Raw genomic sequence first — 21,645 nt, 5'->3', positions numbered from 1 at the left:
TACGATGTCTACGGACGCTTAGTCCGAAGCGACGATGCAACCGGAAAACGGACGACCTATACGTATGACGCCTGGGACCGGCTCACGCGTACGCAGTTCCCGGGAACCGACAATGCATTCGCGACTGTGCTCTACGATGATATTCAGCGCACGGTTCAAACGACCGATCCGGAAGGCAACGTAACCAAAGAAACGATGGATATCCTGGGCCGTCCGGTGAAGCAGGAAGCGATAAATGCTTCAGGCGGACTCAAGAGCATGGCGCAGTATACGTTCGGTTATGATTCGCTAAACCGGATCGCGACATCGACCCAGTTCAACGAGACTTACACGTATGACCTGCGGGGAATTTGCCGAATACAGTTTCGGGAGGAAATCCAAGGGGATAACTTGCGCTATATGCTTTCAAATAGTAAAGAGAAAACCTTGTAAAATGAATGTAAAACTCGCAGCGGGAATGGTATAATACGGGCATAAGCGGCCTGTTCGACAGCACATAAAAAATAGATCCAACAGCTGTCATTCCCAAACAGCAGGCCATTGGGGGAAAGCTTATGAAAATTTTGCATCACCCGGACCGGGACAACATTCATCTGACAACGGTCCTTTCGGCGCTTAGCGATCCGATTCGTCTGCGGCTAGTCTGTGAGCTTGCAGTCAGCGGTGAGCAATCCTGCGGCAGTTTCCAGTATGAAATCGCCAAATCGACGATGACGCATCATGTACGGACGCTGCGCGAGTCCGGGGTGATCTATGTACGGGTACAAGGGACACAGCACTTTCTGTCGCTTCGCGCAAATGAGCTGGAAATCCGCTTTCCGGGACTCTTGACCGCGATATTGCATGCGCCCAAAGCAGGCGGGAACGGCTGATAGCCGCAAGGAACATAAAAACTGATTTCATGGAACAAAGGAGAACATGATGGCGATAGAGCTTCACATGAATTTGTATCAGGACTGGCTGGCAACAGTCAAAAACATATTCGACGGTTCGGGACAGCCGCTGCCCGAGCATGCAACAGCCAAGCAAATCGGACTGGCTTATTATATTCAGAATACAGCTGATTTGGAGGAAGCGGAGAAGCTGCGGGCTGCCAATGAAGCGCGGCTGAATGAAATCGAACACACAATCCGCGCCAATTTCGAGCAGATCATCCTGCCGGATATTCTCCGCCAGACACGCTATGCCGGGGACGTCTTCCGCTTCAAGTGGATTTATAATCAGGGCGAGCATATTATCGAAGAATGCTCCGAATACCGTATTCCCCTGTAAAGTTGACGCCCGGACATCCGGCGTCTAACTCCCTCGCTTATGCCCCTCTCTCAAAATAATACTCTGGTGCTATGTACAAAAAGCTGTCATTTAATTACAATGAAAGAAAGTTATGGCCCGCTGTATGTATGGGCATGCTGAGATTTGCTCCTGGAGAGGGGAATGCCTGTGGGGAATGCTGTTGAGGTCTGCCAGCTGGTCAAGGAATTCGAGTATTACAAGAAAGATATTGGCATGCGGCAGTCGCTCAAAAATCTGTTTTTCCGAAAAAAGCTGGTGAAGAAGGCTGTAAATGCTGTATCCTTCGCTATCGAGGAAGGCGAAATGGTCGGATTCCTCGGTCCCAACGGAGCCGGGAAGACGACGACGCTCAAAATGCTGTCGGGTATTTTGCATCCTACCTCGGGGAGTGCCAATGTGTTCGGGTATACTCCTTGGGAGCGGAAGAAGCCGTTCAAGCAGCTGTTTTCGATTGTAATGGGGCAGAAGAGCCAGCTATGGCCGGATTTGCCTGCAGGAGAATCTATTTACCTCAACAAATGCATTTATCAGGTTCCTGATGAGGAATATCGCAGAACGCTTGATGAGTTGTCTGGTCTCCTGGAGGTCAGGAAGCTATTGGGCGTACAGGTACGCAGACTGTCGCTGGGCGAGCGGATGAAGATGGAACTGATAGCTTCTTTGATCCATCGTCCGAGGCTAATGTATCTGGATGAGCCGACTATCGGGCTGGATATGATGTCACAGCGGGCGGTACGCAATTTTCTCAAATATTACAATGAGCAATACCGCGCAACGGTTATACTGACAAGTCACTATATGAAGGATATTGAAGACCTGTGCTCCAGAGTTATTCTCATTAACGCCGGCACGATTCTGTACGATGGCGAGCTGAAGCGGATTGGAACCCGGCATGAGGAGCGCAAGCTGATCAAGCTGTTCTTCTCCGAAGAGATTTCTCCTGAACTGCTGCTAGCCTTCGGTGATGTAAAGGAATCAGACGGGAATTATGCTGTTGTCGAGGTAGGGAAGGATGAGGTCCGGTTATGCCTTCAACAGTTCCTGGACAAGTTCCCTGTCGTTGACTTCAATATTGAAGATTTGCAGATCGAGGACGGCATTGCCCGACTGTACAGCGGCAGTGTATGAGAAATAACAAATATGCCGTGTCATTCCGTATCGGTTTTCAGAGTTCGCTGGAATACCGTTTTAATTTTTTTCTCTCCCTGATCAGTGCCGTGTTCCCGATGATTGTGCATTATTATATATGGACCGCGGTGTATGCAAGCGCCGGGGAACAGCAGGTGTTCGGGTATACCTATCATGAAATGATCATGTATACGATACTGGCGGCCGTTATCTCCAAGCTTGTCCTGACCCATATGGAATATGCCATCGCAGAGGATATCAAGAGCGGCGGATTGAATAAGTATATTATTCAGCCGATTACCTATTTCGGCTTTCGCATCAGCTCTTATCTTGGACAGCGGCTGATTCATTTTGCAACCTCCTTAATTATTATTTTAGTTTTGACCTTCGCATTAAATAATTCCTTTAATCTTCATACATCAAAAGAACGCATCCTGGTCTTTTGCCTTTCTCTTATCTTGTCTATTATTCTTAGTTTCCTGATTTCATATAGCATTTGTGCTTTTGCATTCTGGTTGTCGGAAATCTCTTATTTTTTCGTCGTCACCAGCCTGTTGATTCAAATTATGAGCGGCGGCATGTTCCCGCTCGAAATTTTCGGAGAGAAGCTGCAGCTGTTATTTCGATTTTTGCCGTTTCATTATTTAATCTATTTCCCTGTGAATCTGCTGAATGGAAGAATTGACGGGCCGATGGTCTGGCAGGGACTGGCCGGGCAAGCCATCTGGATATTGCTGCTGCTGGTCATTTGCCGGCTCGTCTGGAAGCAGGGGATGAAAAGGTATCTCGGACTGGGAGGCTGAACGCTTGAATGTGGTCATCGAGCTGCGGAGGCATCTGTATCTTCTCGTTTTATTCGCGAAAAACTCGCTCTTGTCCCAAATGGAGTACAGATTTAATTTTGTGGCGGGGATATTCGTAGAAACGGCCTTTCTAATGGCGAAGCTGCTGTATGTATCTGTCGTCTATCAAACCAATGTACATGTGGATGGCATGACGCCCGATACGATTCTTATGTTTATGGGCACCCATATTTTGCTGACCGGATTATATATGGGGCTATTCTATAACAATTTTCTGCGCATTACTGAATACGTTCGTACCGGAATGCTGGATTTGATGATGGTCAAGCCCGTCTCCCTGCAATTCCTTGTCTCCTTCCGCTATATTGAGACAGGAATGCCCCTTCCCAATATCGTGGCCGGGTCTGTCATGGTGGCAATTGGCTGGAAGGCTTCGGAGATTCCGTTTACGCTGTTTAATCTTGGGGCGTTTCTTATCTTTCTGGCGCTTGCGACCATTTTGACGTACTGTGTGATGATCATCCCGGCTCTCTTGTCATTCTGGTTTGTGAATACAAGCGCTGCAAGCGAAATATCTTATTCGATATGGGATGCGAACAACATGCCATACATGATTTATAACAAATGGATACAGCGCATCGGCACTTTTATCATTCCGGTTTTTATTATTACGAACTATGCGCCATTGCTTGTTCTAAACAGGCTAAGAGGCATTCATCTTCTATGGGGGATACTGGCTCCGTTAATCTTCTTCATCCTCATCCGGCTCCTGTGGAAGCAGGCGCTCAAAGCCTACAGCAGCTCCAATCTTTAATCGCAATCCACTTTTGATTAGAGGTGAGATTATGAATGGCCGTATTCTGGACATTGAACCGTTTCGCAAGGCGAGAGAAGGACATGTGCTTTGGCATGCGAACATCAATGAGGATCAGAATTGGAATGAAAAGCCGTTGTTTCCGTCATTTGCGAAACCGCAGCACAACGCGCTAATCGAGCAGCAGGAGCAGCAATTGCTGTGGATCGCCGAGCCGGGTGATGTCGTCTGGCTGCTGCATGTTCCCGACCCGCAGTTTCTGGCCGATGTCAAACGACACAAAGGTCAGCTGCCGCATTTATGTGTGACCCGGGACGCAGGTGAGATTGCGTCATTTGCAGCAGCAGCAGCCCCCGGCAACTGCACCTTCATGCCCTTCATCCTGACTCCGGAATTTACAGTGCTGGCCGACACGTACGGCTGGGAGCTAATCGATTCTGATGCCCGTAAGGTCAGAGAACTGAATAGCAAGTACAGGACACGAAAATTGGCAGAGGAAAACGGATTTGCCGTAACGAGAGGCAGATTTTGCAAGACTCCGGAGGAATTGGATGAAACCTATGGGGCATTTCGCGAGGCCGGATTCGAACAGGCCGTGCTGAAACAGGCATACGGTTCATCCGGCAAAGGGCTGACGATCATTGAGAACGAGCATAAATTCAGACAGCTGTCGGTATATATTCGTAAGCGGACAGCCTCATTTGAGCTGCTGCTGGAGGCATGGCACCCGATCCGTCAGTCATTGAACGCCCAATTGTGGATCGGGCCTGAATCTGTCCATCTGCTGGCGGTAACGGAGCAGCGAATTAATACCTACGGTGTCTACGTTGGCACGAACTATACGCCAAACTATGAAGCTGATGTTATCGGTCAGTACCGCACGGAAATACTCCGGCTTGGCGAGGTGCTGCGAGAGCTGGGATACCGCGGAATTGCCGGGATCGATTCGATTGTTGATCATACCGGAACCCTGTATCCGGTTATCGAAATCAATGCCAGATTTACACAGGTGACCTACCTGCTGCCTCTTATTGAATCTCTTCTTCCGCATTACCAGCATATTGAGAGCCGCTATATTCGTCTGGAGACCAGCGACAGACTTGCTTTTGAAGAGTTGAAAGAGCAGTTGGAGGTCGAGCTTCGCCCGGACCAGCACCATCAATTTTTAATCTATACCTTCGCATGCACCCAGGAAGCGGACCGGCATTTGTACCGTATTTTTGTTCTGTTCTACGGAAATGAAGCGTCAAGATTGCAAGAAATGCTGGAAGACTTCGAACGATTCTCGGCTGTGCAGGCACAGTCCGCCTCCATATAGGCAACTTTCGTTTATTGTCCGTGCCTAGAACACTGCCTCAAGCTATTACGCTCAGGAATAATAAGGAGGACGATTGGATGGCGCATACGGTGACGCTGCTCAGTGCAGGCAACTCCCTGGGCGTCTATATACCGGCAAAGCTGCTGCAGCTCCAGCTTCGCAAGGAGGGTATACCGGCAGATATTTACATGCTGGAGCATCTCTATGATGATGAGACGCGGGAGAATATTCCCCGTTACCGCAAGGCATTCCATGACAGCTTCAAGGTAGCCAAGACAGGCTACAAGCTGGCCAGGGACAGCCGCAGCAGTCTGGATGAGAGCAAGACTGCTGCGCTGCTGGAGCAGTGGAGGCAGGATGGCAGGCGAAGGTTTCTGGCGCTGACAGGATTCTGGATTCCAGTTTTGGAGCGTTACCGGGATATGCTCGGCGGGACGGAAGTAGATATTCGGCTCATTCGTCTGGATGCAAGTGATACGCCATCTTTCTCCGTCTATGGGGATGCTTGCAGCCAATTTGAAAATATTTGGCTCTACCCGCCCGGAGAGGAACGGATTGCGCAGACAATAGCGGTCAGCACGGAGAAGGCTGTCCCCTTTGAAAAAAGGGAGAGGCGCTATGTCATCCATGGCGGCGGTTGGGGGATCGGCACGTACAAGGACAAGATTTCCGAGCTGACGTCTGCCGGAGCGGCTCTGCATATCGTGACCTATTACCGTGAAGGAGCACAGCAGGCAGCGCATGCCGGAGGGAACCACCGTTACTATTTGCTGGACCCGGAATGGAGCCCGTGGCACCGCAATGCGGACGGCGACTTGGATTTTCCTCCGTTTGCCGAGATCCATGCAAGCCAGCCCAATACATATGGGGACTCGCATGATTATCCCAGGGCCTTTGAGCTGATCCGGCACAGTAGCGGCATTATCAGCAAGCCGGGGGGAGCGACACTGCTGGATTCGCTGGCAGCCGCCACGCCGCTCATTTTCCTGGAGCCCTTCGGGGAGCATGAGCGGTCGAACGCAAGACTCTGGGAGTCACTGGGCCTGGGAATCAGCTATGAGGCCTGGCAGGCACAGCATTATTCAGCGGATGTGCTGGAGCAGATTCATCATAACCTTGTCCGCGCGCGGGATGAGTCCGGCAATCTGCTGCATGAAATTACGAATGGGAGGTGATGTTTCGGCGTAAGCAGCAATGTCAGGCAGATTTTGCAGCGATAACTGGTTTGTGGATAGTCGGCAAGCACCGGATCACAACGATATCGACCATTAGGAGGCCTATTTATGTCTGTACAACTTCAAAATGAAAGTATTACGCCATCACTCAGCAGGTCCATGCCCCGCTGGATTTGGCTGCAGCTTCTGGAGGCCTGTAATCTGAGATGCAAAATGTGCTATGAGTGGGGAGACAACGGGGCTTACAAGGAAAGAGGGGTATTAAAACAGCTTGATATTAATGTTGTTAAGCAAATTATAGAAGACTGCAGTCCGGCCAGGCCTTACTACGATCTGTTCGGCGGGGAGCCGCTGATGTACCCGAAAATAGATGAGGTGCTGGCGGCGCTTAAATATTATGGCAGTGAGGTCGCCTTCCCGACCAACGGAACACTGCTTGAGAAGCATGCGGAGATGATTATCGAGAATGAGCCGCACCGCGTCTGGATTTCCATGGATGGGCCAGAGGAAATCAATGATCAGCAGCGGGGCAAAGGGGTGTTCAAACGGGCAACCCGCGGGATTGAGAAGCTGCATAATTTGCGTGAGGAGAAAGGAAAGCAGTTCCCGAAGATTGGCACGATCTTCATTATTACCCCGCTCACCTACATGCATGTGGAGGAACTGTTTTTTAATAGTATTGATATCACACAGCTCGATCATATCAGTCTGGAGTTCCAGTCCTTCATTACACCTGAGGACCATGTCAACTACCGGAACATTTTGAAGACACAATTTGATGTGGATACGACGGCTGACGGGTCCAGAGGGTTTGTCCGCGAACTGTCGGAGTTCAGCGAGATGGACGCGAAGGAGATCGCCAGGCAGGTGCGCAATATCGAGCGGTATTGCAAGGAGAAGGGCGTCTTCTTTAACGCTTATCCGTCCAACATGACAGAGGAGACGGTGGAGCTGTATTTCAGCGGGAACAGTGACAAGCTCCCCCATGCCAAAAAGAGATGCGAATTCCCATGGCTGAGCACGGAAATTAACGCCAGAGGCGATGTCACCTCCTGCCACGCCTTTTACGACCTGTCGCTCGGCAATGTCTATGAGGAGCGGCTGCTGGACATTTGGAACGGGCCCAAATACAAGGAATACCGCAATTATCTAAAGCGCAATTCCTTCCCGATCTGCCAGGCCTGCTGTCTGAACTTCAAGACGACTTCGGCCAAATAAGGAGGGCGGGGTCATCGTGATGACCATCAAACAAATCGGTGTCCTGGGGTGCGCCCGGATCGTCGAGCGTGCGCTGCTCCAGCCTGTCAGGCAGCTGCAGCATCTGAATGTGTATGCTGTAGCGGGCCGGTCAGGGCAGAGGGCCGCAGAATATGCGAATCAGTACGGCATTGCCCGTTCATTCGGGAGCTATGAGGAGCTGCTCGGCTGCAAGGAAATTGACTTCGTCTATATTGCGCTCAGCAATGAACTGCATCAGGAATGGGCCATCAAGGCGCTGCAATACGGCAAGCCGGTACTGGTGGAAAAGCCGGTGAGCCTGAATACAGATGAGCTTGCCAAGCTGATGGCAGTTCAATCGGCGGTACAGCTGCCGGTGCTGGAAGGGCTGATGGTTCAGCACCACCCCTGGCAGCAGGAGCTCAGACGGATGGTCGAGGAACGGTCTTACGGATGTGTGACAGAGGTCAAATCTTATATCGCAGTCCCGTTCCAGGACCCGCAGCAGCTCAATTACCGGAGTCTCCCCGAATGCGGGGGCGGCGTCTTCTACGATCTCGGCTGCTATTGGCTGCAATTCATACAAGCGGTATTTGGCCTGGATCTGGAAGGCTTCAATGCACAATCGGCCTTTGACGGCCCGAACGGGTGCGACTGGTCGTTCCGCGCGGAGCTGAATCTAGCAGGGGGCATCCGTGCAGAATTGCTGACCTCTTTTGAGCTGCCGGCCGGTTCCCGGCATACAATTGAATTTGAGCGAGCTGCTGTCACGGTCGAGCATTTCTTCCGTCCGAGCATGGGCAGCTACAAGCTTGCCATTCGCATAGAACACAAGGGAAGCGGGAAGACGGAGAAGATCAGCTTCGACGCACAAAACTATTTTACCAATCAACTGGCCTTTTTCTCGGATATCATAGACGGCAATCGGGATAACATTCCACTACAGGATTCCTTGGCGAGGATCGGGCTGCTGGAGAAGCTTATGCAGCATGCTCGGGCGAGCATACAAGTATCCCACACATAAAAAAGGAGGCATTCTACATGATTCAAACCATTATGACTATCTTATGCGAAGTGAAAAACACTCCGGAGCTGCGGCCCTCATTAAAGCCGCAGACTGACATTATTCAGGAAGTCGGGCTGGACTCTCTGCAAATGATTAATTTTGTGCTGGCGATTGAGGATGCCTTTGACCTGGAGATCGACTTTGAAACCTTCGATTACGAGCATATGAGCTCGATTGAGCGTCTGGCAAGCTTCCTGGAGCGCGAGAAAGCTGCAGCCAGTTAAGCTGCGTACGTGCGATGCGGACTTCCAGTAGTCCGCCAGTATTGCTGCAAGTCCATAGAGCAAGGAGGAGCGTCCATGCAACCGAAAACACAAATCAAATTTGACCGCAACACCTTCGATAATATGAAGCGGACCATTCAGAACATATCCCGGGCAAGCCGGGCGCTGAAGCGCGATCCGGCATTTGCGCTTGATATTCCCGATGATATCGGAATCAAGCTGAACAACGGCTGCAATTTGCGGTGCAAGCACTGCTTTGAGTGGGCGAACGACGGTTTCCATCATGATATGGCCAAGGAGGTCAAAAATCAGGAGATCGAATTTTCCATGCTGGAGAGCATTCTGGAGCAGACGCGCGAGCGTAAATCGAGGCTGTACCTGTGGGGCGGGGAGCCGCTCTTCTACAGTAAATTCAATGAGCTGGCGGAGCTGCTGGCCCGTGATCCGCGCAATACGACGATTTGCACGAACGCCCTGCTGATTGAAAAGAATTTGCCTTCCATTTTGAAAATATCCGAGGATATGACGCTGTTGATCAGTCTTGACGGATTCGAGGCGGAGAATGATGCCATTCGTGGGAAGGGAACCTTCAAGAAGGTCGTCCAGGCGGTAAACCGAATGCTGGAATTGCAGCAGACAGGAGAATACCGGGGCCGGATTTCAATCAGCTTGACGATCAGCGATTCGATGGTCACGAAGCTGTACGACTTCATGGAATATTTCGAAAATCTTGGGGTAGACACGGTCTACTTCGTATTCCCTTGGTATATTCCGGAATCGATCGCGGCCAAAATGGACGAATATTACGAGGAACGCTTTCACTGGCTGGAAGCGATCGAGCAGCAGCAGCGTTACAGCTGGCATTCCTTCTCCTTCCGCGTATCGCCGGACAATATTCCGGCCTTGCAGGCCGAGATGGAGCGGATTAACCGGCGGGTATGGAAGCGCAGAATCCGGTTCCAGCCTGCACTGGAGCCAGGCGAGGTGAGCGACTTTATTCTCGGTTCGGAGAAACCGGCAATGAAACGTGCACAGTGCCTGTCCATTGCCAATCGTCTGGACGTTATGCCGGACGGCAAGGTGAATCCGTGTAAATTTTTTCCGGAGTTTACTCTGGGCGATCTGAACAATGCCGGTCTGCATGAAGTATTCCATGGCGACAATTTCCGCAAGCACCGGGAGGTGCTGGGGGAAGGGCTGACACCGGTCTGCTCGCGCTGCGTGCTGCTGTATAATTACGGAAGGTAAGAGGAAGCCTGGAACGCTGGGAAGAGCCGGGATGCTATACGGACAGGGAGCACAGGCAGAATAGCCTTCAGGCAGATCATTCATGAAGAAAAAAGCCGTATAATCAGAAGATTATACGGCTGGAGTTATTGTAGAGGAAGAGAAATCCGGAGCAAAGTCATTGTTTCTCAGAAGTTGAAAGCACTCCATGTCAATCTGCTTCAGCTCCCTGCACAGGGGCAGCATTTTGCTCCGGTTTACTTTGCCTGTAAACACAGCCTTCGCAAAAGCATTTTTCATCCGTTCTGCGAGCTGGCTGCATTCATCCAGCCGCGTTGTAAGCTCGGCCGGCCCTCCTGCAAACTTCAAAAAGCGGCTAAACAAATATCTGGAGCCGGTAATGAGAGACAGCGTATGCTCCAGCTTCTCATAGAAGGTTTTCGGATCTTCAGGCTCCAGTTCAATAAGTTGTTCAATATGATCATAAAGCCGGAAATCATCCGTCAATGCTGCGTGCCAGTTATGGAAGCGACTTCCGAGCTCGACCGGCAGACGCTGAGCGTGCCATCCTTCAAGATGTACAATCGTCACCAGATGCGTCCACACCCGGTCACCAGTGGCAATCGCATTGTTAATCACGCTGCTGTCAACATAATCACAAAATTCGGGGTAGTTGTCCTCCAGCAAATACAGCGTTTTATCCCCGTCTGTCCGCACACCCTTGAGAAATACAGAATGGAGGGAGCCTGTCTCCAAATAATCCTTGCCGAATATCCAATGCGGCATGTAGTCGAGATTGACCCAAATATAGACAAATTGTCCGCTCTTCAAGCGTTCCGGCAACAGTGTATCCAGCTCTTCTGCGGATGTAATACGAATCTCTTCCAGTCTGATATTGAATAGCCCGATATCCTCGCGGGTCGCTGAGCTGCCTTCAAAAGTCCAGCGGTTCTCATTTTGCACAAACATATGATCATTGAAAAGCTGTGTGCTCTCATAGGCATTGTAGAACAGCAGCTCTACGGGAAGATTGTGTTCTTCAAGCAGCATCAAGAGCTGGATTTTGCGGCATTCATAGAATTGCTTGACATGGGTCATAAGCTCGGACATAAAATCACTCCTTTAAATTCTATTAGGTGAACGAAAGTATCTCATCAAGTACATCTGTTGAGATTTATGCATCATTTTTGATTTCATGCAAGAATTCGAATTCCCCGGACATCCAGAAGCCGTGATAGTAATTCATTTTCCTCCTTCACGATTTGTGTTAAGAGCTCTACAATGTTTCCTATGAATTGCGGGTTATTTGTTACGAGATATTTAATAGATGTATTGCGCATTTTAAGCGCCTTATACTCAAGGTTTATAAAGTCCTCCTTGAGTCCGCTTCCAATTGTTACAATTTCGCCTAGCTTCTTCAATCGAACATTCATTAATTTCTTCTGCTCATATATTAATTGCAGTGAGCGAATATCAATGCAATCTTTGCAAGAGGCTTGGTAGTATGGCATAAGGTCGGTTATGGCTCTGCATGCATTCAGTCCATAGGCAATATGATATTGCCGATTACTCCTCAGTATCGCTTGCTCCTGTGGGCAAATGGATAATTGATACTCAGTTAACGACTTGATGACATATTGAAGGTCAAAGTAGTAATTGGCATCCCTTTTCGTGACCAGCAGCGCTTTAGGAAAGTGCTCTGTACTCAGGCTCTGAAAGGCTAAGCGGATATTATTAAAAGAAACCTTTTCAAATCCATAAAATCCATCAAAAAAATCAGCGATTAGAAAATACTGTTCAACAGGACAATAGCCGTAAATTAAAGTAGCATGTGGTCTGTGTATTTGGTTGTAAAAGGATTTATGAGGAGGGATGTAATAGCTGTCGAGGTTAGAAATAACATAAATACCGTTATCAATACAATCTATTAGAGGCTTTGTTACGTCTTCGCCAAACCATCTTTTAAAAGTCGATATTAAAATTTCATCGGACATTGAGAGCACAGTTTTATGGACAAAACCATCATCGCGAAAACGAATAAGCAATTTATCATTATCAACTACAGGCTTTTGTTCAAAAAAGATCTGAATAAAATTGCTGTACACCCAGTTTTCGTAGGAGCGTTGTGTACTCAATATGGACAAGGCGTGGGCATGCTCTGGCATAACCGCAACAAGCGGATGATTTACTTCTAATACCTTCATGTAAATACTCCTCTCAATACTTATACGTACTAAATAGTCATGCGCTTGCTGAGAAGCCGCAGTAAAAACGACTGATCCGCAGATTTCGATGATGGATTTCCATGCAATTGTTTAAAATTCTTATAATTTAAATAAAATTCTAAATAAGTAAAACTATAGAAGATATCTATTGATCCTACTATACGCCTAAAAATCAAAATCATCAATAACCCTGGAAACAAAACAACGGCAACCGCTCCACTGAAGCGATTGCCGTACAGAGATCTTTTACTTTTACTCTTGAAGATTAACAACTGTCCTTCCCCGAATCTCTCCACGCAAAATGGCTGCGAGTACGTCAGGAACTTCTTCAAGCGTCACCTCGCGGGACAATTCCGTGAGCCCCTTTATTGGCTTTAAGTCAGTGCCAAGTCTTCGCCAAATTTCGATTCTCTCCTTCATCGGACACTGTACCGAGTCAATCCCGAGCAAGTTAACCCCCCGCAAAATAAAAGGAAATACGGTCAGCGGCACATCGGTCCCGCCAGTCAGTCCGCAGGCGGCTACGGAGCCGCCGTATCGCGTTGTGCTGATGACGTGGGCCAATGTATGGCCGCCTACAGAATCAATAGCTCCTGTCCAGCGCTGTTTGCCCAGGGCTTGAAGCTCTGAAGGCGATACCTCTTCCCGGCTTAAAATTTCGGATACGCCGAGCAGGCGCAAATAATCATGCTCGGCAGCTTTCCCGGTGCTTGCGGCGACCTCATAGCCGCTTTGCGTGAGCATCGCTGCGGCAAGACTGCCCACTCCGCCTGTTGCACCTGTGACGAGCACAGGGCCGTGTCCCGGCTTCAGACCATTTCGCTCAAGCTGCTGCAGGGACAGCGCCGCTGTAAATCCTGCCGTCCCAAGGAGCATCGCTTCCTTCAGTGACAATCCCTGGGGAAGCGGCACAATCCAGTCCGCAGGCACACGGGCAATCTGGCTCAAGCCTCCGAAATGGGATACCCCAAGCCCATAGCCGGTAACGATGACTTCATCGCCTTCTTTGTAACGGGGATCGGCCGATGAAATTACGGTTCCGGCCAGATCAATACCGGGAATGAACGGGTAGCTCTTCACGATTTTCCCTTCCGGAACCGAAGCCAGTCCATCCTTGTAGTTGATGCTGGAATAGGCTACCCGAATCGTAACCTCGCTTTCGGGCAGCTGCTGCTCTTCCAATTGGCGAATGCCGCTTGTAAATTGGCCTTCTTTATAATCGACGACAAATGCTGAAAATGTCATATGTAAAACACGCTCCTTAATAGGTAAGCAAATTGGTTACTGTTGAATCTTATCACTATTGTGCCATAGACAGATCTGTTTTTCCATGTACAATATGGCGTCTGCCGAGAGGGCAGGAAGTTTGCTGAGAGAGTTACAGCAAAGAATGATTACAGCAGGGGTGCCCGTGCATTGTCTGCCCAGGTTGTACCACTATAAGAGTAAGCTTGTCCTTTTTATTTTTTTCAGGCGGACAATGTTGTGGCGGACAATGGAAGAATGCAGGCCCACAGCGGCTTTGCAGATTTGGACAAAAAGATTGGGACAAGCTTGTAAGCGTTACCCGATCTCCTAAATTTTGAAAAAGGATTGACAGCCTTTGCCTGGGGTATTATAGTAGCATACATAAAACATAGTAACTTGATAGGAATTATTGAGGGGATCTTCAGGCCTATTTCTACTGTGTGCATTTTCTGAAGATAAGGGGAGAGAGATTTATGGTCCAAAATAATTTGCTTAATGATCTACAGACGAACTGGATCAGCCTGCTCGTATCGGCGGTCGTCATCGCTGTGCTGATCTTTCTGGCGAAAAAGCGTATAAGCTTCGGTAACCGGGTTCTCATCGCTATGGGGCTTGGCTTGATCGCGGGGATCAGCTTCAACAAGTTTGAACTGCAATATCAGGGAGTGAGCACCATTGGCTCTATTTATATTAACCTGATTCGCATGATTGTCATTCCACTCGTCTTTGTTCTCGTTATTAACAGTATCATTTCAATTACGAATTTGGCGTTTTTGCGCAAAATCGGCGTAAAGACGATCGGCTGGTTTTTAGGAACCACAGGGGTAGCGGCCATTATTGGGCTCCTGGTTGCGGTATCGCTCAATCCGGGCTCTGGAATTCCGGCGGAGACGCCTGCTGATTTCCAGGCGCGTGAAGTTCCGACCTTCTTCCAGGTTATTCTGGATCAGATGCCTTCCAATCCGATCGCGGATGCGGCTGGCGGCAAGGTCGTTCCGATTCTGATCTTTGCGCTTTTCATTGCAATTGCAATTGTCAAGGTCGGAAGCAAGAAGCCAGAGGCTGTTGAGCCGGTCAAAGCGCTGTTCGCTTCACTGACTGAAGTGCTGCATCAGGTCGTTAAGTTCGTGCTTCGCTTTACGCCTTATGGTGTCTATGCGCTGATTGCAGTCATGGGAGCCAGATACGGATGGGAAACCCTTGAACCGCTGGCGATGTTGATTATTGTTTCTTACATTGCGCTCGCGGTACACTTTGTACTGGTATTTGGCGGGCTGGTATCCTTTGTTGCCAAGGTCAACCCGCTGAAGTTCTTCAAGAAGGCTTATCCGACGATTGCGGTCGCCTTCACCACACGCAGCAGTTATGCGACACTGCCGGTGAATCTGGAGGTTATTACGAAGCGTCTGCGCGTATCACCGCGTATTGCAAGCTTTGTCGCTCCGCTTGGCGCATCAATGAATTTCAACGGTTGCGGCGGAGTATGGCCGGCTGTCGTTGCAGTGTTCGTTGCGAATGTGTTCAGTATTGATCTAAGCTTGACCCAGTATATTCTGATTGTGCTTGTCAGCGTTATTTCATCTGTCGGTGTTGCTGGTGTACCGGGACCTGCTTCCATTTCTACAACTGTAGTACTTACAGCAGTCGGTCTTCCGCTGGAAGGGATTGCGATCGTAGCTGCGGTTGAGTCTCTTATCGATATGGGCAGAACGGCTGTCAATGCGACAGGCACGACCGTTACTTCCTTGCTTGTAGCGAATGCTGAGGGCGAGTTTGACCGTGAAGCGTTCAACCGTGATGAAGAGGATGAGCTGGAACTTAGCCATGCCTAATTGAATACAGCGTGTCCGTAATGTGGCATGCACTCTGTAGAAGACCTTTGGGGCCTTAGTGCTCCTAAGGTCTTCTTTTTTTAGGCCGCTAGTCATGGGCGGGTAGTCTTATGTTCGCATTTTTATGAAAAAAGGGGAACGGAAGGAAAGGCTGTGATATAATCCATTCATTAAAATGGATCAATCAAAGAGGTAAATGGGGCACGGCTCAACAAGAAGGCCATTATCGAGTACCGCCAAGGAGGAAAAGAATTGCAAATCTATTATAGAGTGAAGGCTGCAGGCAGACGCAGACCTGTACTGGAAAAGGCAGAAGCATCGCTGCCTGATCCGATCCGATGTCTGCGGGATGTGATTCAAGCCATTGTTGCAGATGAAGTGGAGCGCTTCAATGCTCGCAGCATGGAGCAGTCGATTTTCCCTTATTTAACCCCGGAGAGGCTTGAGGAGCAGGCTGATACCGGCAAGGTTGGATTTATGGCGGCATATGATGACCGCAAAGCGGATGCCGGGCAGGCGGTAAAGACAGCGCTGCAGGCGTTTGAGGATGGCATTTTCAAGGTGCTGATCAATGATGAGGCTGTAGAGAATCTGGACGATCCGCTCACAATTGAGCCGGGATCGGTACTGACATTTATTCGTTTGACCCTGTTATCAGGGATGATGCGCTAATACGGAGGGGACTACGGGACATGGAGCGTAAGAACGTGGAAAGAAACATGGCATTGCCGGATCATTTGTATAAGCAGATAGAGCAAAAGAAGGGGCAGCCGTATGATTCCATTGCTGTGAGCCTGCTGGACTATTTGGAAGCTGAATATCAGGTTAAAGAGGAACGCAAGCAGCAATTGCTGGCGGGTCTTGATAAAGCGTATGGCTCTCCGGTCCAAGAGTTGGCAGATGCCGGGCAACTGCTGAAAGGGCCGCTTGCGGGCGCGCTTCTGCTGTTGTTTGGACAGGAGCAGGGAGAGGAATTGCTGGATCTGCTAAAGCGGAGGATGCAGTATCCGTATTCGATGATGAATTATTACCGCAAAGGCTACCGGTCACGCAATATGGCCTTTTATTTTGATGTGCTCCTGACGACGATTATGAACTATTACTCCGGCCTGGCTTATGATTTCACACTTGAAGATTACTTGACCAGACAGGATATGGTGCTGCATGCAGATTTCATTATGGCCGATAAGATCGCCCGCGAGGTTGACAATGGCAATGCGGCTGTTATTGAAGCACTGCGGAACATCATGTTTGGTGAGAATCAGGGAGCGCTGCTGACCCGGACGATGATTCGCGGCATTGTCCAAAGCCATAGCGAAGAGTGCTACGACATGCTGGGCCGTCTGCTGATTGCCGCCCAGCTGCAGGAAGGCTTGCGGCAGCATATTATGGAAAGCCTGGATGAAGGTACAGTGGAGGCTTCCATTTATTTGCTCCGGATCGTGCTTGAGCATAAGCTGGATCGTTTCAGTTCGGTCATCCGCGCGCTGGACACGTGGACAGGGCTAGGCTTTAGCGATCAAAAGCCGGCTGTCATCCGCAAATGCCTCGAGCTTGCACTTCGTACACTTACAGATGAAGCTTACCGGGAAGAAGCGGCAGGCAGCCGGGATTCGCTGGAATTCTATTTCTCTCTTTGGGCAGCCGCTACATATGCTGTCGAGGACGCGGTGGAAGGGGCCGCCAAGGTACTCAATCATGGTGAGCGTTATCAGAAGCTGGCAGCATTGTATTTTCTGGCTCAAATCAATGTGTCCCATCTCCAGCATCTTGTGGCGGGGGAGCAATTGACCCGTGCAGCAGACGATCTCGAGCAGGTAGCCTGGATTTTAAAAAGCTACTACAGCACTCATCAGGTGATTTATAACTATGACTCTGGCGACAGCAAGAGAAAAATTGATCTGAGCGATTCTCCGATAAGTGCCGAGCTGAATGTAAGGCGTGAACAGTTTATGGCCCTTATGCATGCACTCAGCCAACTGAAGGGGCCGTCACAGGGCTTTGAAGGGAATTCATTTCCTTGGAGCGTCTCCCTTACTGCTGACGACCTGCTCCGCTGCATGATGACGCTTGCTGCTTATGATCTGGATGCCGTCATGATTGATCATCTCATTGATTGCGGCAGCAGGATGGATATTCATATCCGCCATGGCTTCCTCGTCAATCTGATCGGCAGCGCTGCGGAAGGAAAGCCGCGGGAGTATCTGCTGTCTGCGCTTGGTGACAAAAGCCCTGGCAACCGGGAAACCGCGCTGAAGCTGCTGGACTCACTGGACCTTACAGAAGCCGAGCTGGACAAGGTCACAGCGCTGCTGAAATCGAAGACAGGTTCGATCCGTCAAGCAAGTATCCAGCTGCTGTTAAAACAGGAGGATGCTGCTCTTGGGAAGAGGCTGTCGGTGCTGTTGAATGCATCAAACGAGCAGCAGCGGCTGGCCGGCCTCACAATCGCCGAGTCCATTCAACAGGATGAGAACCGGGCAAAATTGCTTGAGACGGCAATGAGTCTTGTTCAGCAGCTTCACTCCAAAGGCAAAGCGACCTCCCAGGAGCAAGTGCTGATCGATAAGCTGCTCAATCAGGATCAGCCGGAATACGGTTTTGAGAACGGCTTCGGGCTGTATGAGCCTGCCAATCAGCTTGAGATACCGTCGCAGTTTGATCATTATCAGCTCGTTGGAGGGCAGAAGCCGGGTGCGACGGAGCTGGAGAATAGTTATGTGAAACAGCTCGCTGCCTGGGACCCGGATAAATTGCTGGGCATCTACAAACATTTTGAGTCGCTTATTGAACATTACCGGGATTATGAGTATGAAGCGCAATATTACAGCCATTATTCCGAGAAGGTGCTGATGGGCAACCAGAACTATGGTCTGTCCCCTGTAAAGGTTGCAGGTGAAGGCGAACTTGATCGGGATAAGCTGGACAGCTATCCGCTGCCGGAGGTATGGCGGCAGGCTGTCCGTGAACTTGAGCTGACACCTGTTGTCATGGCGCAGTTTTTGTATGCAAGCCGGCACTTTTGCAATAACAATGAGCAAAACGAGGAATGGCTGACAAATTTGTATGCAGATGTGCTGGACAAGGAGAAATCCAACCGGCTGAATAATGCGCTGAAAGATTTCAAGCATATCCGAATTACCGAACAACTGGTAAGGCTGCTTTTTATCGAGGGCGATCCGGTGCAGAACTTTGCCCTCTGCATGGGCATTTACCGTTCTCTGCGCAACCGTCTGACGGTGGAGCAATGCGCAGTCGAACGCATGCGGCCAGGCAATAGCTACTACTACCGGCAAAATGATGGTTTTCCTGCTCTGGACGTGGAATACCTGGAATATTGGCTCGGCAAAGCAGAAAAGCATACAGATCATGAAGAGCAGTTCCGTGAATACTTCTTCACCTCATTTTCCAGCTACAAGCTGATGAAGAAGAAATCTGCTGCCAGGCTGTCGGTAGAAACCCTGGTAAAGGCGCATTACCTGGGAATGATCGGGGATGAGTTGCTGCTGCAGGAAATGTTTTCCGGCCACTTTGCCGGGGATCTGATTCGCCTGTTGACCCATTCACAGTGGGGCAAGCAGTTGATACAGCAATATCCTTCGGTGCCGCCGCTGGTGGATAAGGCCGTAACCCGCATTGTTGAAATCGAGTCCAGCCGCGGAGATCTGCCTACCGGGGTATCCAAGTTGGCCCAGAATGTGAACCGGTTTGAGGGGATGCGCTTCTTTATCAGTATTTTGCGTGGCCTGGGCAAGGAGACGTTCCAGCGCGGCTACGTATACGGCAGCAAGCAGACGAAAAAGGAAGTGCTCAGCTCACTGTTGAAGAGCTGTTACCCGGCACCGGGAGAGGATGCCAACCTGCTTGGCGAGCTTCTTGTACAATCGGGTATTACGGAGCAGCGGCTGCTGGAAGCTGCTATGTACGCCCCGCAATGGGTGGATATCGTTCAGCAGCATCTGGGCTGGCCGGGACTTAAGAGCGCGGCCTGGTATTTCCACGCTCATATTAATGAGAGCTTCTCCGCCCAGAAGGAAACAGAGGTCGCGATTTATTCGCCGGTCAGTGCCCAAAGCTTCAACGACGGCGCTTTTGACGGGGAATGGTTCAAAAGCGCTTATGAGACGCTGGGCAGCGAGCGTTTCAATATGCTGTACAGCTGTGCTAAATATATAACCGACGGAGGCAGCTCACACCGCCGTGCGCAGCTTTTTGCCGATGCTGCCCTGGGCAAACTGGACAAGCAGGTGCTTGTGGAGGAAATTCGCGCCGCGCGCAATAAAGACAAGCTTCTCAGCTACACGCTGCTGCCGATTAAGTCCGGTGACAAACACGAGGCATTGGAGCGGTATGAGTTCATTCAGCGTTTTCTGAAGGAAAGCAAACAGTTTGGTGCCCAGCGCCGCGAGAGCGAAGGGAAGGCATGCGACATTGCCCTGGGCAATCTGGCGCGCAATTTCGGTTACGGCGATGTGAACCGGATGATGTGGGAACTGGAAGCGGAGAAGTTTGGGGAAATTTCGGATTTCTTTCAGCCTCAGGAAATTGGTGGTGCCAATCTGTGGCTGGAATTTGACGAAGAGGGCCAGGTTGAACTCCGGGCAGAAAAGGGAGGCAAGCTGCTGAAGAATGTTCCGGCAGCGATCAAAAAGCATGAGCAGGTGCTGCTGCTTAAGGACATGCAAAAGTCTCTCAAGGACCAGCATGCACGTGCCAAGCAAAGCCTTGAGCAGGCTATGGAGAAAAGCTCGCGGTTCACAACCAGGGAACTGGCAGCCATAACCCGCAATCCGGTAGTCGCTTCACTTGCCCGGCATCTGGTATGGGTGAGTCAGGAGAGCGGAGCAGTCGGCTATATGCATCAACCGGAAAACGAGCAGGCTGAATCATGTTTCGCGTTGCGCCAGCCGGATGGCTCTCTAACGGAGCTGCAGCCCGATGCTGAGCTGCTGCTGGCGCACCCTGTTCATCTGTATGCGTCGGGAGACTGGAGCGCATTTCAGCGCGATCTGTTCGAGAGGCAGATCAGGCAGCCGTTCAAGCAGGTGTTCCGCGAGTATTACAGGCTGACCCCGGATGAGACGGATACAGGAACGGTATCCCGCCGTTATGCAGGACATCAGGTACAGCCTAAGCGTACCGTTGCGCTGCTGCGCAGCAGGCTATGGACGGTAGATTATGAATCAGGGCTGCAAAAGGTGTACTACAAGGAAAATCTGATTGCCCGCATGTACGCGATGGCTGACTGGTTCTCACCGGCAGAAATCGAGCCGCCAACGCTGGAGACGGTTGAATTTTTCAACCGGGAGTCGATGCAGCCGGTCAAGCTGGAGGATATCCCGGAAATTATATTCTCGGAAGTCATGCGGGATATCGACCTTGTGGTAAGTGTAGCCCATGCAGGTGGCGTTGATCCGGAAGCGAGCCATTCTACGATTGAGATGCGAAGCGCTATTGCCCGGGAACTGCTCATGCTGTTGAAAGTTGGCAATGTGCGGATTGACGGATCACATGCGCATATTACCGGCAAGCTGGGTGAGTATTCTGTGCACATGGGCTCCGGTATCGTCCATAAGAAAGGCGGCAGCGCATTGAACATTCTGCCTGTGCATTCCCAGAGCCGAGGCCGTTTATTCCTGCCATTTGCAGACAGCGACCCGAGAACAGCGGAAATTATGTCCAAGCTGCTGCTGCTTGCTGAAGACAGCAAAATCAAAGACCCTAGCATTCTTGCCATGTTGTAACGGAAGCAAATGGCGTCGTATTTAATATGGAGCTATAGATAAAACACAAGAAGCGCACCTTTTTTCCAAGAGGGCGCTTCTTTTTTTGGGAATATGAGCATTTAAACTGGTGATCAAAAAAGTTGACAGGTACGTATGGTTGCTGACTGGAATTTTCAAGGAAAAAGTCTCTGAAAATGAAGTGAGCACCGCTTGTCGGCACTCAAGACGATAATTCAGTTCTTGAGTTTGTATAAAAAAATGGATGGTGAAAGTGCATTGCAGCAAGGCAAAGGGAAGGGTAGTATAGTCATTGTCGTAATGAGAATGAGAATCAATAAAGCAAGAGAC

At 50.0% G+C, this 21,645-nt stretch carries 18 protein-coding genes; 15 read left to right on the top strand and 3 right to left on the bottom strand.

The features are described 5' to 3' along the window. From H583_RS0114130 to H583_RS0114075, 12 genes are all read left to right on the top strand, one after another. The coding region (locus tag H583_RS0114130) for an RHS repeat domain-containing protein (RefSeq protein WP_154665926.1) at positions 1 to 432 on the top strand (432 nt) is incomplete at its 5' end. A gap of 122 nt (positions 433 to 554) precedes the next feature. Beyond that, positions 555 to 872: an ArsR/SmtB family transcription factor gene (locus H583_RS0114125; protein ID WP_028561009.1), complete on the top strand. Its 318-nt coding sequence runs from the start codon at positions 555 to 557 to the stop codon at positions 870 to 872. Between the two features lie 46 nt (positions 873 to 918). Beyond that, positions 919 to 1,272 carry a hypothetical protein gene (locus H583_RS0114120; RefSeq protein ID WP_245585919.1) on the top strand — a complete coding sequence of 118 codons (354 nt, stop codon included), beginning with the start codon at positions 919 to 921 and terminating at the stop codon, positions 1,270 to 1,272. A 162-nt stretch (positions 1,273 to 1,434) separates the two neighbouring features. Beyond that, entirely contained in the window at positions 1,435 to 2,421 is a 987-nt protein-coding gene (locus H583_RS0114115) for an ABC transporter ATP-binding protein (RefSeq protein ID WP_028561007.1), read from the top strand. Beyond that, the gene (locus tag H583_RS0114110; RefSeq protein WP_028561006.1) at positions 2,418 to 3,224 is read left to right on the top strand and encodes an ABC transporter permease; all 807 of its coding nucleotides are present in this window, start codon (positions 2,418 to 2,420) and stop codon (positions 3,222 to 3,224) included. Before H583_RS0114115 ends, H583_RS0114110 begins: the two co-directional genes overlap by 4 nt. Positions 3,225 to 3,234: 10 nt before the next feature. After that, on the top strand, positions 3,235 to 4,038 hold the full coding sequence (locus H583_RS0114105; protein ID WP_036710000.1) for an ABC transporter permease: 804 nt from the start codon (positions 3,235 to 3,237) through the stop codon (positions 4,036 to 4,038). Positions 4,039 to 4,069: 31 nt separating this feature from the next. Continuing rightward, on the top strand, positions 4,070 to 5,356 hold the full coding sequence (locus H583_RS33000) for an ATP-grasp domain-containing protein (protein WP_051236476.1): 1,287 nt from the start codon (positions 4,070 to 4,072) through the stop codon (positions 5,354 to 5,356). Positions 5,357 to 5,433: 77 nt separating this feature from the next. Continuing rightward, positions 5,434 to 6,531: a hypothetical protein gene (locus H583_RS32995; RefSeq protein WP_051236474.1), complete on the top strand. Its 1,098-nt coding sequence runs from the start codon at positions 5,434 to 5,436 to the stop codon at positions 6,529 to 6,531. A gap of 108 nt (positions 6,532 to 6,639) precedes the next feature. After that, complete coding sequence (locus H583_RS0114090) at positions 6,640 to 7,749, top strand: radical SAM/SPASM domain-containing protein (protein WP_245585918.1); 1,110 nt, start codon at positions 6,640 to 6,642, stop codon at positions 7,747 to 7,749. 19 nt (positions 7,750 to 7,768) lie between these two features. After that, positions 7,769 to 8,773 (top strand): Gfo/Idh/MocA family protein, encoded by a 1,005-nt coding sequence (locus tag H583_RS0114085; protein ID WP_028561003.1) that lies wholly within the window; start codon positions 7,769 to 7,771, stop codon positions 8,771 to 8,773. A gap of 17 nt (positions 8,774 to 8,790) precedes the next feature. Next, positions 8,791 to 9,039 carry an acyl carrier protein gene (locus H583_RS0114080; RefSeq protein WP_028561002.1) on the top strand — a complete coding sequence of 83 codons (249 nt, stop codon included), beginning with the start codon at positions 8,791 to 8,793 and terminating at the stop codon, positions 9,037 to 9,039. A 75-nt stretch (positions 9,040 to 9,114) separates the two neighbouring features. After that, the gene (locus tag H583_RS0114075; RefSeq protein ID WP_028561001.1) at positions 9,115 to 10,287 is read left to right on the top strand and encodes a radical SAM protein; all 1,173 of its coding nucleotides are present in this window, start codon (positions 9,115 to 9,117) and stop codon (positions 10,285 to 10,287) included. 111 nt (positions 10,288 to 10,398) lie between these two features. Here the strand turns inward: H583_RS0114075 and H583_RS0114070 are convergent, their stop codons facing one another. The 3 genes from H583_RS0114070 to H583_RS0114060 form a co-directional block, all read right to left on the bottom strand. Continuing rightward, positions 10,399 to 11,376, bottom strand: a complete 978-nt coding sequence (locus H583_RS0114070) for a hypothetical protein (protein ID WP_028561000.1) — start codon at positions 11,374 to 11,376, stop codon at positions 10,399 to 10,401. 83 nt (positions 11,377 to 11,459) lie between these two features. Beyond that, on the bottom strand, positions 11,460 to 12,470 hold the full coding sequence (locus tag H583_RS0114065; RefSeq protein WP_028560999.1) for a cysteine peptidase family C39 domain-containing protein: 1,011 nt from the start codon (positions 12,468 to 12,470) through the stop codon (positions 11,460 to 11,462). 273 nt (positions 12,471 to 12,743) lie between these two features. Continuing rightward, entirely contained in the window at positions 12,744 to 13,736 is a 993-nt protein-coding gene (locus tag H583_RS0114060) for an acrylyl-CoA reductase family protein (RefSeq protein ID WP_036709728.1), read from the bottom strand. Positions 13,737 to 14,212: 476 nt separating this feature from the next. On the opposite strand from H583_RS0114060, the gene H583_RS0114055 reads away from it, so the two are divergent. From H583_RS0114055 to H583_RS0114045, 3 genes are all read left to right on the top strand, one after another. Next, positions 14,213 to 15,571, top strand: coding sequence for a dicarboxylate/amino acid:cation symporter (locus H583_RS0114055; RefSeq protein ID WP_028560997.1), 1,359 nt, complete (start codon positions 14,213 to 14,215; stop codon positions 15,569 to 15,571). Between the two features lie 252 nt (positions 15,572 to 15,823). Beyond that, on the top strand, positions 15,824 to 16,243 hold the full coding sequence (locus H583_RS0114050; protein WP_028560996.1) for a hypothetical protein: 420 nt from the start codon (positions 15,824 to 15,826) through the stop codon (positions 16,241 to 16,243). Between the two features lie 20 nt (positions 16,244 to 16,263). Beyond that, positions 16,264 to 21,315: a DUF4132 domain-containing protein gene (locus tag H583_RS0114045; RefSeq protein WP_028560995.1), complete on the top strand. Its 5,052-nt coding sequence runs from the start codon at positions 16,264 to 16,266 to the stop codon at positions 21,313 to 21,315. The last annotated feature ends 330 nt before the right edge of the window (positions 21,316 to 21,645 follow it).

The sequence above is a fragment of the Paenibacillus pinihumi DSM 23905 = JCM 16419 genome (genome assembly GCF_000422505.1).
Lineage (GTDB): Bacteria > Bacillota > Bacilli > Paenibacillales > Paenibacillaceae > Paenibacillus_D > Paenibacillus_D pinihumi.
This window is presented reverse-complemented; position numbering and strand designations above follow the sequence as displayed.